The following is a 17,212-nucleotide window of genomic DNA, read 5'->3' as shown; positions in this document are numbered from 1 at the left end:
AGTCAGCCCACGTTCGAGGGCGAGTTTGATCAGACCCGGAATTAGGCCACCGTCCCCGGTGATCTGAACCTGCCCGGTATCGATCTGGGCCAACAACTCATCGACCATGCCCGAAGCCGCCAACGCCTCGGCCACCTCCGCAGTCGAACGTGGCTCGGCCAGCTCAGGCAACTGATGATCGTCGTGGCCCTGCTGCTTGTCGTCTAACGCCATGCTCATAGATCTTCCTCTCACTGATGAGCACTGGACTTACACAGACCATCTGACACCCCCGTCGAACCCGACAATGTCGAATCCAAGAGCGTCGAATCCAAGAGCGTCGAACCCAAGAGCGTCGAACCCAAGAGCGTCGAACCCAAGACTGCCGAATTCAACCGTGCCGAATCCGAGAGCGCCGAATCCGAGAGTGCCGAGCCCGATAGTGTCGACGAGGGTGATTACCGTGATGAGGGTGAGGTCGGCGGAACGAGTCGTACCGCGCATGCCGGGTGTCCTGCAGATCCCGAGTTCGAGGTTCCGGTGGCATTCATGGACGGTCACGGCATCATTTCCGGTGAGCACCTTCGCGATATCGCGGCCCGCGACGATGCGCGGCTACATCGGATCGTGCCCACCGGCACCCCCGAGAACGCTGACGGCACGTTCACCCTGCCTGCCTATGGCGCTGATGCCTACCGACCGACAATAGCGTTGGACGAAGCGATCCGTTGCCGGGACGGGTATCGCGTGGACCCCGGGTGTGGCCGGTCGGCGTGGTCGGCCGACAACGACCATGTCACCGAATACGATCACCACGATCCGGGTGCGGGCGGCCCGACCTGCTACGAGAATCTGAACGCTGTGTCGACTCGGTACTGGTCGGTGCGCGCTGCTGAGTCGGACCGTCGTATTTGGCACGGACCGTCGGCGACGACTGGGATTCGACGACGCTCCCGGGCTGCTTCGGATTCTCGCGGATTGCCGGCACCAGATCGCCATTGGCGTCGACGCCGCTTCCCCGCCTCCGCTTGATTACGCCGTTCGATCCCCGCAGCGTCGGGGAGTGTTGAGGCCGGCACGCCCCTGAATGTGTGTCCAATCGAAGGATGTGGGTGCTGCAGCAGCCACATCCTTCGATACGACACACATTTAGCCCCGGGTCGGCGGCCAGCGTGGGCCAGGCGGCAGAGCGGAGCCTCCCAATTCCGCCCCAGGCGAAATCTGCCCGGGAACAAACATCCTGCCACCCAGGTTGAGTCCATCAGACTGAACTTTGGAGGTTACATGTCTGACACGTATTCAGTGCCCGTCCTCTTCGTTCCTGATCTGGTCGTCCTGCCCGGCATGGTTGTGCCGGTGCCTCTCGACGACGCTGCGCAGGCGACAGTGGACGCGGCCCGGGCCAGTGAGTCCGGAAAACTGCTGGTCGCTCCCCGCCTGGACGACCGGTATCCCACCTATGGCGTTCTGGCGTCGATCGTGCAGGTCGGACGTATGCCCGGCGGTGTGCAAGCTGCCGTCGTCAAGGGCGAGACACGTGCCCACATCGGCACCGGGACCACTGGCCACGGCAACGCGCTGTGGGTCGAGGTGACCGAGGTCGACGACGCCGAGGCGACGCCCGAGACCAAGGCGCTGGCCGCGGAGTACAAGAAACTCGTGCTGGCCATGCTGCAGCGTCGTGAGGCGTGGCAGATCATCGACGCGGTGAACAAGATGACCGACCCGTCCGATCTCGCCGACACGTCGGGCTACTCGTCGTGGCTCGACGACGTCCAGAAGCGACAGCTTCTCGAGACGCCGGACGTCGGCGAACGTCTGCAACTGCTGATCGACTGGACCAGCGAGCACATCGCCGAGACCGAGGTCTCCGACAAGATCGCCGACGACGTTCGCAACGGGATGGAGAAGCAGCAGAAGGAATTCCTGCTCCGCCAGCAACTCGCCGCGATCCGCAAGGAACTCGGTGAGGACGAACCCGACGGTGCCGACGACTACCGCGGTCGCGTCGAAACGGCCGACCTTCCCGACAATGTCCGTGAGGCTGCACTGCGTGAGGTCGGCAAACTCGAGCGCGCCAGTGATCAGTCGCCCGAAACCGGTTGGATCAGAACATGGTTGGACACCGTTCTCGATCTGCCGTGGAGCGTCACCACCGAGGATTCGACGGACATCAAGGGTGCCCGTGAGATCCTCGACGCCGATCACCACGGTCTCGACGACGTGAAGGATCGCATCGTCGAGTATCTGGCGGTGCGTGCCCGACGTGCCGAGCGCAAGCTGCAGGTCGTCGGCGGACGCGGATCCGGTGCCGTGATGGTGCTGGCCGGTCCTCCCGGTGTCGGCAAGACGTCGCTGGGTGAGTCTGTTGCCCGTGCGCTCGGTCGCAAGTTCGTGCGCGTCGCTCTCGGCGGTGTGCGCGACGAGGCCGAGATCCGCGGTCACCGTCGTACCTACGTCGGCGCACTGCCGGGCCGCATCGTGCGTGCCATCGGCGAGGCGGGATCGATGAATCCCGTTGTGCTGCTGGATGAGATCGACAAGGTCGGCTCCGACTTCCGTGGCGATCCCGCGGCCGCGCTGCTCGAGGTCCTCGACCCCGCGCAGAACCACACGTTCCGCGATCACTACCTCGATCTCGACCTCGACCTGTCCGACGTCGTGTTCCTCGCGACAGCCAACGTCATCGAGAACATCCCGTCGGCCCTGCTCGACCGTATGGAGCTCGTCACGATCGACGGCTACACCGAGGACGACAAGGTGGCCATCGCCCGCGACTTCCTGCTCCCGCGGCAGGAGGAGCGCGCTGCGCTGACAAACGACGAGGTGTCGGTGACCGAGGATGCGCTGCGCGAGATCGCTGCCAACTACACCCGGGAACCGGGTGTGCGCCAGTACGAGCGACTGCTCGCCAAGCTGTTCCGCAAGGTCGCGACGAACGTCGAAAGTGGTAAGGCCACAACGCCTGTCACGATCGAGGAGTCCGATCTCAAGGAGTATCTCGGCCGCGCCCGGTTCACGCCGGAGTCCGAGGAGCGTACGGCAGTGCCCGGTGTTGCCACCGGACTTGCCGTGACCGGAATGGGCGGCGACGTGCTGTTCATCGAGGCCAACCGCACCGATACGGGCGAGGGCAAGGGTGGTCTGCAACTGACCGGCCAGCTCGGCGACGTCATGAAGGAGTCCGCGCAGATCGCGCTGTCGTATGTCCGTGCGCACGCCCGCGAACTCGGCGTCGACCCGAAGAACCTGGAGGGCACGATCCACGTGCACGTCCCGGCGGGCGCGGTGCCGAAGGACGGTCCGAGTGCCGGCATCACCATGGTGACAGCCCTGGTGTCGATGGCGACGGGTCGCAAGGTCCGTGCCGAGGTGGGCATGACCGGCGAGGTCACGCTCAACGGCCGCGTGCTCCCGATCGGCGGGCTCAAGCAGAAACTGCTTGCGGCACAACGTAACGGGCTGACGCAGGTGTTCATCTCACCGCGTAACGAGGCCGACCTCGACGACGTCCCGGCTGAGATCCTCGACGCCGTCACGGTCACCCCGGTGGCCGACGTTGCCGACGTCGTCGCACAGGCTCTCGAGCCGGTCGCCGACGCGGCGAGGACAGCCGCCTGATCCCGGTCGATCAACCCGACCTCTGATCACGATGGGGCGCACCGATTACGGTGCGCCCCATCGCTTTATCCAGAGAACCTGATCGGGGAATCGATCACATGGTCGGCGGCATCAGCACGGTGTCGACCATGTATACCGTGGCATTTGCGGTCTTGACTCCGCCGCAGACGACGCCAGCGTTGTTGACCTTGAGATCATTGCCCGACCCGGTGACCGTGACATCCTGACCCTCGAGGGTCTTGTGTGTCCCGTCAATCGCGTCGGGGGCGATCTGTCCCGAAACGACGTGGTAGGTCAGGATTTTCGTGAGCAGATCCTTATCGGTCTTCAGCTTGTCGATCGTCGCTGCGTCGAGCTTCGCAAAGGCGTCGTCAGTCGGCGCGAAGACGGTGTACTGGCCGTTGTTGAGCGTATCCACCAGGTTCACCTGCGGATTGAGCTGTCCCGACACGGCCTGGGTCAGCGTCTTGAGCATCGGGTTGTGGGATGCCGCTGTGGCTACCGGATCCATCGCCATACCCTCGACCGAGCCGCTTCCGGACGGATTGGCCTTCGCATAGTCGGCACATCCCGGCCCCACGAGCGAAGCCGGCTGGGCGGTACCGCTGCTCATCGGCATTGCCGACGACGACATCGGGGCCATCGACGACGCCGTCGAACCGGACGACGAACTGCTGTCGTCAGAACATCCCGCGATCACTCCCACGGTCAGTACGGCGCCTGCTGCTGCAAGAGTCAGGCGTTGAAATCTGTTGGCTACCATGATCGATCCCATCATTGAGGAACAAACTCACCGTGCTGTGAGTCTCGGAGGGCATTCGCTGGAAACCACACCCCGGATGGGTGAAAAGAAAAATACTTCGCGACCCATCCGCACAGCGCGCTCGAACGAAGTACTGCAGAAGTCGACGACCGACGAGGTGACTTCGGTGAGGAGGTCTGCTGTGGGTCAGCGGTCCGAAATGCGTCAGCGATCCGAAACGTGGCTTCGTGCCGCGGTTTCCGGCCTGCTTGCCGTGCTCGGTGGTATCGCGGCGGGCGAGTTGGTCGCTATTCCATTGTCGCGCATGGCCTCCCCGTTTCAGGCGGTAACCGCGTTTCTCGTCGACAACTCGCCTGCGTCCGCTCGTGAGTGGGCGATCACGACGTTCGGTACCAACGACAAACCGGCGCTGATGATCGGTGTCGCAATCGCTCTCGCCCTACTCTCCATGCTGGCGGGCATTCTGCAGGTGAGGCGGCCCCCTGCGGGGGTCATTCTTGTCGTTCTCGTCGCCGCGTTCGGAGCATTCGCGGCGGCCACTCGTCCCACCGCGGACGCGAGCTACGTGATACCGGCGATCGTCGCAGGCGTGGTCGCGGTTGCGATACTCTTCGTGCTCAGTCGTAGATCGCATGTGCCGCAACAGGTTCGAAGCGATCCTGATGGAGTCGACGAAAACAGCGATGGCACAAAGAGTATAGGAACATCGCGGCGCGCCTTCCTTGGTGCGGCGGCGGTCGTCGCAGGAGCATCCGCGATCTCGCTGGTAGTTGCTCGACGCGTCGCCGACGCCGGGGGAGTGATCGCGGAGAGAGCCCGCCTCGTGTTGCCCCGCGCGAAGTCTGCTGCGCCACCGATTCCTTCAGGCGTCGACGTCGAAGGGGCAACACCGTTCCTCACCAGCAACGCGAACTTCTATCGCATCGACACTGCATTGCAGGCGCCACAGTTGTCGACGTCGGATTGGCGTCTGCGAATCCACGGCATGGTCGACCGTGAGATCACGCTGGACTGGAACGATCTCATGGCGATGTCGGCGCAGGAGCGGATCATCACCCTGACGTGCGTTTCCAACGAGGTCGGCGGCGATCTGGCCAGCAACGCGAGGTGGATCGGGTATCCGATGCGCGACATTCTCGCGATGGTGAATCCGCATGCCGACGCGGACATGCTGCTCTCGACGAGCGTCGACGGCTGGACGTCGGGCACACCGCTCGACGCGATCACCGACGGACGCGACGCGATGCTCGCGGTGGGCATGAACGGAACTCCGTTACCACTGGAGCACGGCTATCCCGTACGCCAGGTGATCCCCGGCCTCTACGGCTTCGTGTCCGCATGCAAATGGGTTGTCGATTGGGAGATCACGAGATTCGATCGCGCACAGTCTTATTGGGCGAAGCGCGGCTGGGGTGTGAAAGCACCCATCAAGACGGCGTCACGCATCGACAAACCCGCGCCGCTGTCGACCAATCCGGTCGGGCCGGTCGTGGTCGCCGGTACGGCATGGGCGCAACACCGCGGTGTGCGACGGGTGGAGGTGAGAGTCGACGACGGCCCGTGGAACACCGCGACCCTCGCCACCGAATACTCCACAGACACGTGGCGGCAGTGGAGCTGGACCTGGCAGGCGACGCCCGGACAGCACACGTTGTACTGCCGGGCGACCGACGCCGAGGGGAAGACGCAGACCGACCAGCGAGTGGCTCCGATCCCCGACGGGGCAACGGGATGGCACAGCCGCGTCGTGCAGGTGGCCTAGCGTCGCACGCCAGGCCACCTGGACCGAACGGCGTCGGGCTCAGGCCGTCTTCGACGCCAGCGCCTTCTTGCGGCGCGTGAGGACACCTGCGGCTCCGGCTGCAGACGCGATGAGCGCGGCAACGCCTACGCCGTCGCGTGAGAGCGGGTGTTTGATGACCGCGTCGACGGAGTACCGACCCGGGCCGGTGAGAGCCAGTGCGGCAGAAGCGAGTCCGAGCACGGCGGGGTACTCGAAGCCACCCTCCTGTGCAAAGAATCCGCTGGGGCGGTGCACGTCGGCGGCCGCGATCATCGCTGCCGCGCCCGCTGCTGCTGCCACGCGGGTGCCCGCGCCGAGTGCGACGAGTCCGCCTGCGGCCTCGCTGACGCCCGCGGCTACGGCAGAGGTCTTGGCGGGCTCGAAGCCCATGTGCTGCATGCCCGCAGTCGTGCCGTCGATTCCGGGGCCGCCGAACCAGCCGAGCAACTTCTGGGCGCCGTGCGCGAACAGGGTGGCACCCACGGCGACGCGCAGGGTCAGCAGACCGGCGTCGAGCGCGCGAGAGTGGTTTGTTGTCTTCGACATTATTCTTGACCTTCCTACAGATGTCCTAAGAGGACTGTAGTCCGCTTAGTGACGAGGAGCCACGTGGCCCTGGTCACGCGGCCACCGTGAGCGCCGCCAGGCGTCGTGCAACGTTCCTGCGAGTAGGTCCCGTGCGCATGTGGACGGCCGTAGGCTGGCTTTGAAAACGTTGCCATTGCGATCGCGAGGAGCCGAGATGCCCGACCTGCCCGAGATCACCGACGCCGAGATGCAGACGATTCTCGAGTACGCCCAGCCGTACACGGTCTCGATTCTTCGATCGGGTCCGAACTTCGGCTCGCCCGAGGCCGGGCAGTTCATCAAGGAGCACGGTCGTCGCACCCTCGCACTGCGCAAGGCGGGTGAGCTGGCCGTCGTATTGCCCATCCGGGGCAACGCCGACATCCACGGCGTCGGCGTCTTCGACCGCGACGTCGACACGGTCACCAAGATCATGAACGACGACCCTGCCGTGCAGGCGGGCGTCTTCACCTTCGAGGTCTATCAGGCCGAAGGCCTGCCGGGCGACGCGCTGCCGCCTGCTCCGTGACAGCCGCTTTGCTGGCCCTTTCATAGTTGCGCGAACTGCGCTCAACTTTTTTCTCCGAATCGGGAACAACTCGGATCTGTGCACAGTTGGACCTATCGAGAAACCTGAGTCGGGCAGACTCAAGTAGACTTGACGCGGTGAGACTCAACCAGTAGAACTTGAGTCGGACGCGCTGAAGTCTCTGGTCCCCAGCCAGACGCAGGTTTGCATCGACCAACCCCCTCGGTCGTGCCATCAGCTCGACCAGGGGACTGAGAACTTGGGTGCACACCCACAAACTAGGAGGAAATAACAGATGTCTCGTGCTGTTGGAATCGACCTCGGCACCACCAACTCCGTGGTGTCCGTGCTCGAGGGCGGCGAACCGACTGTCATCGCCAACGCCGAAGGCTCGCGGACCACTCCGTCCGTCGTTGCATTCGCGCGTAACGGTGAGGTACTCGTCGGACAGCCCGCCAAGAACCAGGCCGTCACCAACGTCGACCGCACCATCCGGTCCGTCAAGCGCCACATGGGCGAGGGGGACTGGAACGTCGAGATCGACGACAAGAAGTACACCCCGCAGGAGATCAGCGCACGCACGCTCATGAAGCTCAAGCGCGACGCCGAGGCCTACCTGGGTGAAGACGTCAGCGACGCGGTCATCACCGTGCCCGCGTACTTCAACGACTCGCAGCGTCAGGCCACCAAGGAGGCCGGCCAGATCGCGGGCCTCAACGTCCTGCGCATCGTCAACGAGCCCACCGCTGCCGCACTGGCATACGGACTCGACAAGGGCGAGAAGGAACAGACCATCCTGGTCTTCGACCTCGGTGGCGGTACCTTCGACGTCTCGCTGCTCGAGATCGGCGACGGTGTCGTGGAGGTCCGTGCGACCTCGGGCGACAACAACCTCGGTGGCGACGACTGGGATCAGCGCATCGTCGACTGGCTCGTGGAAAAGTTCAAGAGCAGCTCCGGCATCGACCTGACCAAGGACAAGATGGCCATGCAGCGTCTGCGTGAGGCTGCCGAGAAGGCCAAGATCGAACTGTCTGCCTCGCAGAGCACCTCAATCAACCTGCCCTACATCACCGTCGACGCCGACAAGAACCCGCTCTTCCTCGACGAGCAGTTGAGCCGCAGCGAGTTCCAGAAGATCACCTCGGATCTGCTCGAGCGCACCCGCGCTCCGTTCCAGGCTGTCATCAAGGACGCAGGCATCTCCGTCGGCGACATCGATCACGTTGTGCTTGTTGGTGGTTCGACTCGTATGCCCGCCGTCACCGATCTGGTGAAGGAACTCACCGGAGGCCAGGAGCCCAACAAGGGCGTCAACCCCGACGAGGTCGTCGCGGTCGGTGCTGCACTGCAGGCCGGCGTGCTCCGCGGTGAGGTGAAAGACGTTCTGCTGCTTGATGTCACCCCGCTGTCGCTCGGTATCGAGACCAAGGGCGGCGTGATGCACAAGCTGATCGAGCGCAACACCACGATCCCGACCAAGCGGTCGGAGACCTACACCACGGCCGAAGACAACCAGCCGTCGGTGCAGATCCAGGTCTATCAGGGTGAGCGCGAGATCGCCTCGCACAACAAGCTGCTCGGCTCGTTCGAGCTCGGCGGTATTGCTCCTGCGCCGCAGGGTGTTCCGCAGATCGAGGTGACCTTCGACATCGACGCCAACGGCATCGTGCACGTCACCGCGAAGGACAAGGGCACCGGCAAGGAGAACTCCATCCGCATCCAGGAGGGCTCGGGCCTGAGCAAGGACGAGATCGACCGGATGGTCAAGGACGCCGAGGCCCACGCAGAAGAGGACCGCAAGCGTCGCGAGGAGGCCGAGACCCGCAACCAGGCCGAGTCGCTGGTCAACCACACCGAGAAGTTCCTCAAGGACAACGAGGACAAGGTTCCCGGTGAGGTCAAAGACAAGGTCAACGCTGCGATCTCCGAGGCCAACGAGGCCCTGAAGGGCACCGACATCTCGGCGATCAAGAGCGCGATCGAGAAGCTGTCCACGGAGTCCCAGGAGATGGGCCAGGCGATCTACGCGGCATCGGCCGCTGAGTCGCAGAACGGCGCATCCGCCGAGGGAGCCACGGCAGACGCCGACAGCGACGTCGTCGACGCAGAGGTTGTTGACGAGCCGAACTCCGGGGACACTAAGTGACCTCACCGGAGCCCGAGCTCGACACGACTGCGGCAGACGCCGCGGGAGTAGACGTGGAGTCGACGGTCGAAGGGACCGTCGACCCCGCGTCGGGTTCGGAAGAGGCGACCGGCGGGAACTCGGCCGAGGTGGCCGAACTGACCGCAGCCCTGCAGCGCGAACGCGCACAGTTCGCCAACTACAAGCGGCGAACCGAAGAAGAGAAGCAGGGACGCGTTGCCTACGGCAAGCAGATCCTGATCGACAAGCTGTTGCCCGTTCTCGACGACCTCGACCGTGCCCGCGAGCACGGCGACCTCGAGAGCGGACCGCTCAAGGGTGTGGCCGACAAACTCATCGCCACACTCGACGCCGAAGGATTGACGAAGTTCGGTGCACCGGGCGACCCGTTCGACCCGGAACTGCACGAGGCCGTCCAAAACGACGGCAGCGGAACAGAACCCGTCATCGGCGCGGTTTACCGCGGCGGTTATCGGCTCGGCGACAAGGTGATCCGCACGGCGATGGTGACCGTGACCGATCCCGCCCCGGCTGGTCAGTCGCAACCGCAAGACACGCAGAGTGGTGCACAATAATCACCTGCGCATATTCCGATGGTGCGTCGCGCGAGAACTCGACGCGACGCACCATCGGTGCACTCAAGGCTTTTTCACAACTCAAGACCAGACAACTTCACACAACTACGAAGGAGGTGACGTCTGGTGGCTCCACAACGAGAATGGCTCGAACACGACTTCTACAAGGACCTGGGCGTTGCTTCTGACGCTTCAGCTGAAGAGATCAAGAAGGCTTACCGCAAGCTCGCTCGCGAGCTGCATCCCGATGCCAATCCGGGAGACAAGGAAGCCGAAGAACGCTTCAAGCGGGTGTCTGAAGCCCACAGCGTGCTCTCCGACGCCGACAAGCGTAAGGAGTACGACGAGACCCGTGCCATGTTCGCCGGCGGTCAATTCCGCGGCGGCGGAAACGGTTTCCCGGGAGGGTTCCCCGGAGGCGGCGGGACCCGCTATTCGACGAGCAACGGCGCTGATTTCAACATCGGCGACCTCGGCGACCTGTTCGGCGGCGGAGGTGAATCGAGCGGCGGATTCGGCGACCTGTTCGGCGATCTGTTCAACCGCGGAGGTTCATCGCGCTCATCGACGGCGACGCGGCCGCGTCGCGGCAACGATCTCGAGACCGAGACCACGCTGTCGTTCAAAGACGCCGCGGTCGGTACGACCGTACCGCTTCGCATAACAAGTCCCGCCCCCTGTACGACGTGCCACGGAAGTGGCGCCAAGCCGGGGACGAGCCCGCGAGTCTGCCCGACCTGCAACGGGTCCGGGCTGGTGAGCCGCAATCAGGGCGCGTTCGGTTTCAGTGAGCCGTGCCAGGACTGCCAGGGAACGGGATCGCGCATCGACGATCCGTGTACCGACTGCGACGGCTCCGGAGTGAAGGTCAGGGCTCGCACGATTAACGTGCGTATCCCCGCCGGCGTCGAAGACGGACAACGAATTCGGTTGGCAGGCCAGGGCGAAGCAGGTCGACGCGGCGCTCCGTCGGGCGACCTCTATGTGGTCGTCCACGTGACCGCCGACAAGATCTTCACCCGCAGCGGCAACGACCTCAAGGTTCAACTTCCGGTCAGTTTCTCCGAATTAGTGCTCGGGGCAACGGTTTCCGTGCCGACGCTCGAGGGGTCGGTGGGAGTCAAGATTCCGCCGAACACCACAGACGGACGCACTCTGCGTGTCCGGGGACGTGGTGTACCGAAGCGTTCGGGCGGAGCGGGCGACCTCTTGGTCACCGTGAAGGTCGAGGTGCCGGGCTCACTCGACGACGCCGCGACCGAGGCGCTCAAGAAGTACGCCGAGGCCGAGAAGGCGAGCGGATTCGACCCCCGTGCAGGATGGGGGCGATGAGTCATGGCGAGTCGAGACTTCGAGGATTCGAGCGCGACATTCATGATCTCGGTCGCCGCCGAACTGGCAGGGATGCACGCGCAGACATTGCGCACGTATGACCGGCTCGGACTCGTCACGCCGCAACGCACGACCGGAGGCGGACGCCGCTACTCGACGCGCGACGTCGAACTCCTGAGGGAGATCCAACGTCTCTCGCAGGAGGAAGGCGTCAACCTCGCGGGTATCAAGCGCATCATCGACCTGACCAATCAGGTCGACGCTCTGCAGCAGAGAGTGGGCGAACTGCAGAGTCAGGTCGAGCAGTCCGCTCGCCGAGGCGGCGAGCTGGTGCCGGTTCCGCGCACGAGCGCTCTGGTCGTGTGGCAACCGCGACGCGCCAAGCGTAAAGACTGATCACACGCTCTTTCCACCCATGCTCCCCGACGGCCGGTTGGCCGCCGGGGAGCACGCGTTAGGCTGACTTCTCATAGCAACGTGGGGAGTGAACGGTGACACAGCCGACTGGAACACAGCCGACTGGAACACAGACGACTGGAACACAGGCATCAGGCGCAGAGCCAACAGCGCCGGTGTCCCTTGGCGTGTCCGTCGTCGGCGACGAGATCGCGTCAGTCGTCATACGCTCGAACGGCGGTAGGGACGAGATCGCGGCCAGCAATCTCGTTGATCTGCCCGATTACCTCCCCGAATCGGCCGCCGCAGCCATCACGGAATTGGTCGAGTCGGTTCCGTTCGAGGTCGATCACCTCATCGTCTCCTGCTCGCGTCCGAGCACCCGCAACTACCTCGCGCAGGCGTTCACGCCAGGATCGTCGACGCCGCCCTGGTACCGGATCACCAGCGTCGATGACATCACGAGTGCCATGCTGGCCGTCATGCGCTCGTCGCCCGGCGGCGCAGGCGTGACGGCGGTGGTGAACCTTGCACGCACAGGCGGGCCCGCTGACGGTGTGTGCGTGGCGCTCGTCGACAACACCACCGGCCAGTTGCTCGACACCCGCGACAACTCGACGGTCGAGGGGATTCCGGTCACCGATGCACGGGGTGCCGATGACGTCGCTCGACTGATCCTCGACGCCGACGGCGGCTCCCGGTTGAGTTCCGTCGTCTGCACCGGGTCGGGCGCAGAATTGCCCGGCGTCGCGCCCGCGCTCGAGTACGCGGTCGGGCGTCCGGTGTCGATCGCCGAGATGCCTGCTCTCGCGCTCGCCGCGGGCGCTGCCGCCACCCCGCCGAAGACGACGGTGTTGCGCGCAGGCGACTCGGAGCCCGCCGCATATGCCGCCGCCACGCCTACGCGCGCTCCTCGCGACGCGACGGGGCTGCGCTGGTGGGCGCTGGGAGCGGTGATCGGGGTCGCCGTGCTACTCGGCGCCATCGGACTGACCGCACTGCACGCCAGCGGCGACGACACCAGCGCCAGACCCGACACCACGCCGACCACGGTGACCGTGACCGACACCCCTCAGCAGGCAACCGTCACGCGCGAGGGCGAGGCGGTCACCGAAACGCAGACCGAGACCAGGAGCGAGGTACGCACCACGACGGTCCGACCGCCGACCGTCACCAGGACGGTTGAAGCCCCGGCGGCTACTCAGACAGAGACCACGACGGTCATCCAGACCACCACGGTCGTCGTCACTGAGCCCGGGCAGTCCGAAGGCAGCGGCGAGCAGGGCCAGGGAACAGGCGAGAACTGAGGTCGCGTGGGGGGCGTAGTCCGTCAGTAGACGGGATCCGACTGGATTCTGCTCGCCCGCACGCCCGCGATGATGAGTCGACGACGCGTCGCCGTCACCATCTGCGGAGAACCGACGACGAGCGCCTGATGATCGCTCCAGTCGCCTTCTGCCGCAACAACATCTGGCAGTAAGCCGATCCGATGGTCGACGCCGAGATCCTCGGGTGATGCGATCGAGTTCAACCACCACGGGTCGTCGGATTCCTGCGACACCGCAGTGATGCGCAACCACGGATTGGTCGAAGCGATGCGCGCGAGCACCGCCAGATCGTAGAGCTCTCCGGGGTAGCGCATGCCGTAGAAGATGTGCGTCGACGGCGAGTCTGCCCGCTTCGACATCTCGATCAGGAGCGCGCGCAGCGGAGCGAGGCCGGTACCTCCGGCGACCATGAGGACATCATGGCCGCGTTCGATGTGCAGCGTTCCGTGATTCTGCGCCAGCTTCCAGACGTCGCCGACACGCGTGGTCGACACGATCGCAGAACTCACGACGCCACCGGGGACGGCCCGGACGTGGAATTCGATTTCGCCGTCCTCATTGGGCGGAATCGCAGGTGAGAGATGCCGCCATTCGTGCGGCCATTGCGGAATCGCCACCTCGAGGAATTGCCCGACGGAAAAGCGCAGCGGATCGTCGCTGAGGAGCCGCACGACTGCGAGGTCGCGGGTGATCCGATACTTCTCGGCCACCCGCGCGGTCCAGGTCGGCGGCCCGGACGCCATCTCGGCAGCACCGCGCATCACACCGGTTGTCAACATCATCGCCTGGGTGACTGTCTCCTCGGTATCGCCATCCCAGTAGCCGTCGAGCAGCGCGCGGAACTCTCCGATCAGCGCGGTACACATCAGTGGGTAGTGCGCGGGCAGCACCCCGAACTTGCGATGATCGCGCCCGAGCTGGGCGAGTAGTTCGACCAGGTCAGTGTGGCCGTCGTCGGACGGGATGACCTCGAGGGCGTGGTCGATCACCCCGAAGAACGCCTCACGCAGATGCGACATCTGGGCGGGAAACAGGTCCCGCAGATCAGGATCGAGGGCGAAAAGGCGCGTGAAGACGCCGCGCGTGAACGCTTCGGGATCGCGTCCGATGACCTGACGCACGTGGTGCAGCGCATGGCGTGAGTGCCCGCCCATGCTCACCTCCGATCGTGCCGCCCCGTCGACAGCCTCTCCATTCTGCCCCCTCGTCGGCGCGGGGTGCCCGAGGTGGCGAAAGGTGTGTCCGTCGAAAAGAATCCGCACCCGTCGAACGCTTAATCGATCCGAAAATCGGAGCGATGTGGGATCCTGTATTTGTGGGCTCCCTGGAAAACGTGCTCCCTGGAAAACGTGCTCCCGGGAATCGTCGACGCGCACATGTTGCAGTGGAATCCGCGTCAGACTCCTTGGCGGGCAAAGGGCCTCGCGCGGGTGCGACGACTCACGCCGAGGCTCGGCGATCGCGCATTCACCCTGCTGGTCTCACAGGCCGATAGAGAATACGTGCTGACACCCTCGGTCATCGCGCGCGCCTACGAGACCGAGCAGTACCTCAAAGACATCGCGGGAGTCCCGACGGTCGCGGACGTCGCGATCGACACCGTCGTCGTCGCCGATTCCCACTGGCGCGCATACGCGGGCGACATCGACATGATCGCAGACGCCGAAGCCGAGGAGCTATCGGAAACCCGCTACGTGATCGGCCTTCCCTTCGGTCTCGACGGTGCCCCGCGGTTGGGAGGGCTCATCGTGCACGGCGATCCTCGATCGCCCAACTTCGCCACGCAACTCGACGCACACCTCGACATCACGCCTCTCGTACGCGCGGTCCGGGTGCTCGCGGCACGGCATCCCGATCCGCGCGTTCGCGATTCGACGCCGGACGAGGGTCTGCTGGCGTCGACGTCCGCGCTGCGTGGCTTTGGCGAAGCGGTGCGTCGGGGACTGGTGCTGGAGGCGTTTGTGTATTCGCATCAGCTCTACGACGTGGTCAGTTTGGCACGCGAGTACCCCGAGGCCACGGTCGTCGTCGATCACATCGGGGCGCCGGTGGGTGTGTTCGGTCCGATGGGTGTGCGGACGGGCAACACCGCCGCGGCGCGTGCAGACATCATGCGCCTGTGGCATGAGCGCGTGGTGAGCCTTGCCGCGCAACCGAATATCGTGATGAAGCTGTCCGGATTGGCGATGCCGATTCTCGGTTACGGACACGACCCACACGGCAACATCGGGAGCCGAAAGACTCTCGCCGAGATGATCGGCCCCCTCGTCGGGCACCTGGTGAGCCATTTCGGGTCGGAACGACTCGTCTTCGGATCCAACTTTCCCCTCGACCGACCCAATGCGACGATGTCGATGCTTGTCGGCGCACTCCTCGACGTACTCAATCCGTGGGGGGACGACTTCTTGCGAAAAATCTTCCGCGACAACGCCCTGCGGGTGTACAACGTCGACGACGCCCCTCGCGGCCAGGCGTGAGGGGCGTCGTGCAGCGGGCTTCTATTTCTCCTCGGGTCCTTCCGGAACCGGCGGCTCAGGCATGACGGGATACTCACCGGTGTAGCCCTGGCGTTGCGCCGCGAGCGTCATGACCTTTGACCGGCAGCCGTACCAGCCGGCGATGAGCAGTGGCGTTCCGACGATGATCGCGATGAGATTCCAGATGTCGTCGTAACACATCAGGACGACCACCGCCGCGAGGAAGATGAGCGTGGCGTAACTGGTGTACGGCGTGCCCGGGAGTCGGAATGAAGGCCGTGTGAGTATGCCTTTCTTCTCCCACCGGTACAGCTGGATCTGACAGGCGACGATCATTGCCCACGTGGAGATGATTCCGAGCGCGGAGAGGTCGAGCGCGATGTTGAAGGCCTCTTCGGGAACGAACAGGTTGAGGATGACGCCGAGGAAGGTCAGCGCTCCTGTCAGTGCGATCCCGCCGAACGGAACCCCGTTCTTGTTCATCTTTCCGGTGAATGACGGTGCAGTTCCGTTGAGCGCCATGGAGCGTAGGGTGCGGCCCGTCGAGTACAGGCCGGCGTTGAGACTCGACATCGCCGCAGTGAGCACGACGAGATTCATGATGCCTCCCGCCGCCGGTACACCGATCTTCGAGAAGAAGGTGACGAACGGACTCTCGTCCGCCTTGTAGGTGGTGTAGGGCAGGAGGAGGGCGAGAACTATCAGGGATCCCACGTAGAACACGGCGATACGCAGGATCACCGAGTTGATCGCTCGCGGCATCACTTTCGCGGGCTCGGCCGTCTCGCCCGCCGCGGTGCCGACCAATTCGACTGCGGCATAGGCAAAGATGACGCCCGACGTCACGATCACCAACGAGAACAATCCCGTGGGGAACATTCCGCCGTTGTCGGAGATGACGCTGAATCCGGTCGATGCACCCTCGATCTCGAAACGTCCTGCGAGGAAGACGATTCCGACGACGAGGAACGTCACGAGTGCGGTGACCTTGATGATCGACGCCCAGAATTCCATCTCACCGAAGAGTTTGACCGAGATGATGTTCATCGTCAGCACGATGCACAGTGCGATGAGCGCGATCAGCCACTGCGGGATCGCCCCGAACATCCCCCAGTAATGCACGTAGAGCGCCACAGCGGTGACGTCGACGATCGCGGTGGCGGCCCAGTTGAAGAAGTAGAGCCAGCCGGTGACGAATGCTGTTTTCTCACCGAAGAATTCGCGCGCGTAGGAGACGAATGATCCCGACGAAGGTCGGTGGAGAACGAGTTCGCCGAGTGCGCGGAGGATGAAGAAGACGAAGACGCCGCACACGGCGTAGGTGATGAACAGGCCGGGGCCGGCGTCGTGAAGGCGGGAACCCGCACCCATGAACAGGCCGGTTCCGATCGCGCCACCGATGGCGATCATCTGGATCTGTCGCGGTTTGAGCGCCTTCTGGTAGCCCTCGTCCTCGTGGGCGAGCGCTGAATTGTCGTACTGCGTCGTTGGTTCGGCTGTCATGACTCCCCGTGCGCTTGTGGACGATAGACCGTAGGAACAAGATGGACGGCCCCTGACGCTATCGACACTTCGCTACATCGAGATGACGCAGGATGTTAACGATCTCGACGGTCGATCGGCGTCGATTTGACGACGCATGGGCCCAATTGTCTTGAGACGCCGCTCGACTGGCGATTCGATGTCCGATTTAACAATGGGCGAGCTGTGTCG

Annotated in this window: 15 protein-coding genes and 1 pseudogene; 10 read left to right on the top strand and 6 right to left on the bottom strand. The window is 64.3% G+C overall.

Features of this window, described 5'->3' with window-relative positions:
- Both A5777_RS20570 and A5777_RS20565 read right to left on the bottom strand, forming a co-directional pair.
- Positions 1-219, bottom strand: a pseudogene (locus A5777_RS20570) (IS256 family transposase); the annotation flags it as partial.
- A gap of 30 nt (positions 220-249) precedes the next feature.
- A complete protein-coding gene (locus A5777_RS20565) occupies positions 250-483 on the bottom strand; it encodes a hypothetical protein (protein ID WP_064864177.1) in 234 nt (77 codons plus the stop codon).
- 36 nt (positions 484-519) lie between these two features.
- Between A5777_RS20565 and A5777_RS25545 the strand changes: the two genes are divergently transcribed.
- Positions 520-1,011, top strand: coding sequence for a hypothetical protein (locus A5777_RS25545; RefSeq protein ID WP_231895137.1), 492 nt, complete (start codon positions 520-522; stop codon positions 1,009-1,011).
- 252 nt (positions 1,012-1,263) lie between these two features.
- Positions 1,264-3,600: an endopeptidase La gene (gene lon, locus A5777_RS20555; protein ID WP_005201924.1), complete on the top strand. Its 2,337-nt coding sequence runs from the start codon at positions 1,264-1,266 to the stop codon at positions 3,598-3,600.
- Between the two features lie 94 nt (positions 3,601-3,694).
- On the opposite strand, the gene A5777_RS20550 is transcribed toward lon, so the two are convergent.
- A complete protein-coding gene (locus A5777_RS20550) occupies positions 3,695-4,363 on the bottom strand; it encodes a fasciclin domain-containing protein (RefSeq protein WP_039854197.1) in 669 nt (222 codons plus the stop codon).
- 199 nt (positions 4,364-4,562) lie between these two features.
- Here A5777_RS20550 and A5777_RS20545 point away from each other — a divergent pair, with 199 nt between their 5' ends.
- A complete protein-coding gene (locus A5777_RS20545) occupies positions 4,563-6,125 on the top strand; it encodes a molybdopterin-dependent oxidoreductase (protein ID WP_064864190.1) in 1,563 nt (520 codons plus the stop codon).
- A gap of 39 nt (positions 6,126-6,164) precedes the next feature.
- Here the strand turns inward: A5777_RS20545 and A5777_RS20540 are convergent, their stop codons facing one another.
- Positions 6,165-6,692, bottom strand: a complete 528-nt coding sequence (locus A5777_RS20540; protein WP_005201921.1) for a DoxX family protein — start codon at positions 6,690-6,692, stop codon at positions 6,165-6,167.
- Positions 6,693-6,888: 196 nt separating this feature from the next.
- Here A5777_RS20540 and A5777_RS20535 point away from each other — a divergent pair, with 196 nt between their 5' ends.
- From A5777_RS20535 to A5777_RS20510, 6 genes are all read left to right on the top strand, one after another.
- Entirely contained in the window at positions 6,889-7,242 is a 354-nt protein-coding gene (locus A5777_RS20535) for a hypothetical protein (RefSeq protein ID WP_005201920.1), read from the top strand.
- Positions 7,243-7,537: 295 nt separating this feature from the next.
- Positions 7,538-9,391, top strand: coding sequence for a molecular chaperone DnaK (dnaK, locus tag A5777_RS20530; protein ID WP_005201919.1), 1,854 nt, complete (start codon positions 7,538-7,540; stop codon positions 9,389-9,391).
- Entirely contained in the window at positions 9,388-9,966 is a 579-nt protein-coding gene (grpE, locus tag A5777_RS20525; RefSeq protein ID WP_064864173.1) for a nucleotide exchange factor GrpE, read from the top strand. The genes dnaK and grpE overlap by 4 nt, the downstream gene beginning before the upstream one ends.
- A 126-nt stretch (positions 9,967-10,092) precedes the next feature.
- Positions 10,093-11,298: a molecular chaperone DnaJ gene (dnaJ, locus tag A5777_RS20520; protein ID WP_005201917.1), complete on the top strand. Its 1,206-nt coding sequence runs from the start codon at positions 10,093-10,095 to the stop codon at positions 11,296-11,298.
- Between the two features lie 3 nt (positions 11,299-11,301).
- Positions 11,302-11,694, top strand: coding sequence for a heat shock protein transcriptional repressor HspR (locus A5777_RS20515; protein ID WP_005201916.1), 393 nt, complete (start codon positions 11,302-11,304; stop codon positions 11,692-11,694).
- Positions 11,695-11,789: 95 nt separating this feature from the next.
- Positions 11,790-13,001 carry a hypothetical protein gene (locus A5777_RS20510; protein WP_064864171.1) on the top strand — a complete coding sequence of 404 codons (1,212 nt, stop codon included), beginning with the start codon at positions 11,790-11,792 and terminating at the stop codon, positions 12,999-13,001.
- A 23-nt stretch (positions 13,002-13,024) separates the two neighbouring features.
- Here A5777_RS20510 and A5777_RS20505 read toward each other — a convergent pair whose 3' ends face one another.
- Positions 13,025-14,176 carry an FAD-binding oxidoreductase gene (locus A5777_RS20505; protein ID WP_064864169.1) on the bottom strand — a complete coding sequence of 384 codons (1,152 nt, stop codon included), beginning with the start codon at positions 14,174-14,176 and terminating at the stop codon, positions 13,025-13,027.
- A gap of 222 nt (positions 14,177-14,398) precedes the next feature.
- On the opposite strand from A5777_RS20505, the gene A5777_RS20500 reads away from it, so the two are divergent.
- Positions 14,399-15,499 carry an amidohydrolase family protein gene (locus tag A5777_RS20500; protein ID WP_064864188.1) on the top strand — a complete coding sequence of 367 codons (1,101 nt, stop codon included), beginning with the start codon at positions 14,399-14,401 and terminating at the stop codon, positions 15,497-15,499.
- A 21-nt stretch (positions 15,500-15,520) separates the two neighbouring features.
- Here A5777_RS20500 and A5777_RS20495 read toward each other — a convergent pair whose 3' ends face one another.
- The gene (locus tag A5777_RS20495; RefSeq protein ID WP_064864167.1) at positions 15,521-17,002 is read right to left on the bottom strand and encodes an amino acid permease; all 1,482 of its coding nucleotides are present in this window, start codon (positions 17,000-17,002) and stop codon (positions 15,521-15,523) included.
- Positions 17,003-17,212 lie beyond the last annotated feature (210 nt).

This window comes from Gordonia sp. 852002-10350_SCH5691597, from assembly GCF_001665715.1.
GTDB classification, from domain to species: domain Bacteria; phylum Actinomycetota; class Actinomycetes; order Mycobacteriales; family Mycobacteriaceae; genus Gordonia; species Gordonia sputi.
The sequence above is the reverse complement of the archived record's forward strand: the minus strand, read 5'-3'. Positions and strand labels throughout refer to the sequence as shown.

What these genes read in the sequence shown, in the direction of transcription:
- lon (WP_005201924.1), top strand. Translation starts at nt 1,264, where the DNA reads ATGTCTGACACGTATTCAGTGCCCGTCCTCTTCGTTCCTGATCTGGTC.
- A5777_RS20545 (WP_064864190.1), top strand. Translation starts at nt 4,563, where the DNA reads ATGCGTCAGCGATCCGAAACGTGGCTTCGTGCCGCGGTTTCCGGCCTG.
- A5777_RS20565 (WP_064864177.1), bottom strand. Translation starts at nt 483, where the DNA reads ATGCGCGGTACGACTCGTTCCGCCGACCTCACCCTCATCACGGTAATC.
- A5777_RS20535 (WP_005201920.1), top strand. Translation starts at nt 6,889, where the DNA reads ATGCCCGACCTGCCCGAGATCACCGACGCCGAGATGCAGACGATTCTC.
- A5777_RS20540 (WP_005201921.1), bottom strand. Translation starts at nt 6,692, where the DNA reads ATGTCGAAGACAACAAACCACTCTCGCGCGCTCGACGCCGGTCTGCTG.
- dnaK (WP_005201919.1), top strand. Translation starts at nt 7,538, where the DNA reads ATGTCTCGTGCTGTTGGAATCGACCTCGGCACCACCAACTCCGTGGTG.
- A5777_RS20495 (WP_064864167.1), bottom strand. Translation starts at nt 17,002, where the DNA reads ATGACAGCCGAACCAACGACGCAGTACGACAATTCAGCGCTCGCCCAC.
- A5777_RS20505 (WP_064864169.1), bottom strand. Translation starts at nt 14,176, where the DNA reads ATGGGCGGGCACTCACGCCATGCGCTGCACCACGTGCGTCAGGTCATC.
- A5777_RS20500 (WP_064864188.1), top strand. Translation starts at nt 14,399, where the DNA reads ATGTTGCAGTGGAATCCGCGTCAGACTCCTTGGCGGGCAAAGGGCCTC.
- A5777_RS20515 (WP_005201916.1), top strand. Translation starts at nt 11,302, where the DNA reads ATGGCGAGTCGAGACTTCGAGGATTCGAGCGCGACATTCATGATCTCG.
- A5777_RS20550 (WP_039854197.1), bottom strand. Translation starts at nt 4,363, where the DNA reads ATGGTAGCCAACAGATTTCAACGCCTGACTCTTGCAGCAGCAGGCGCC.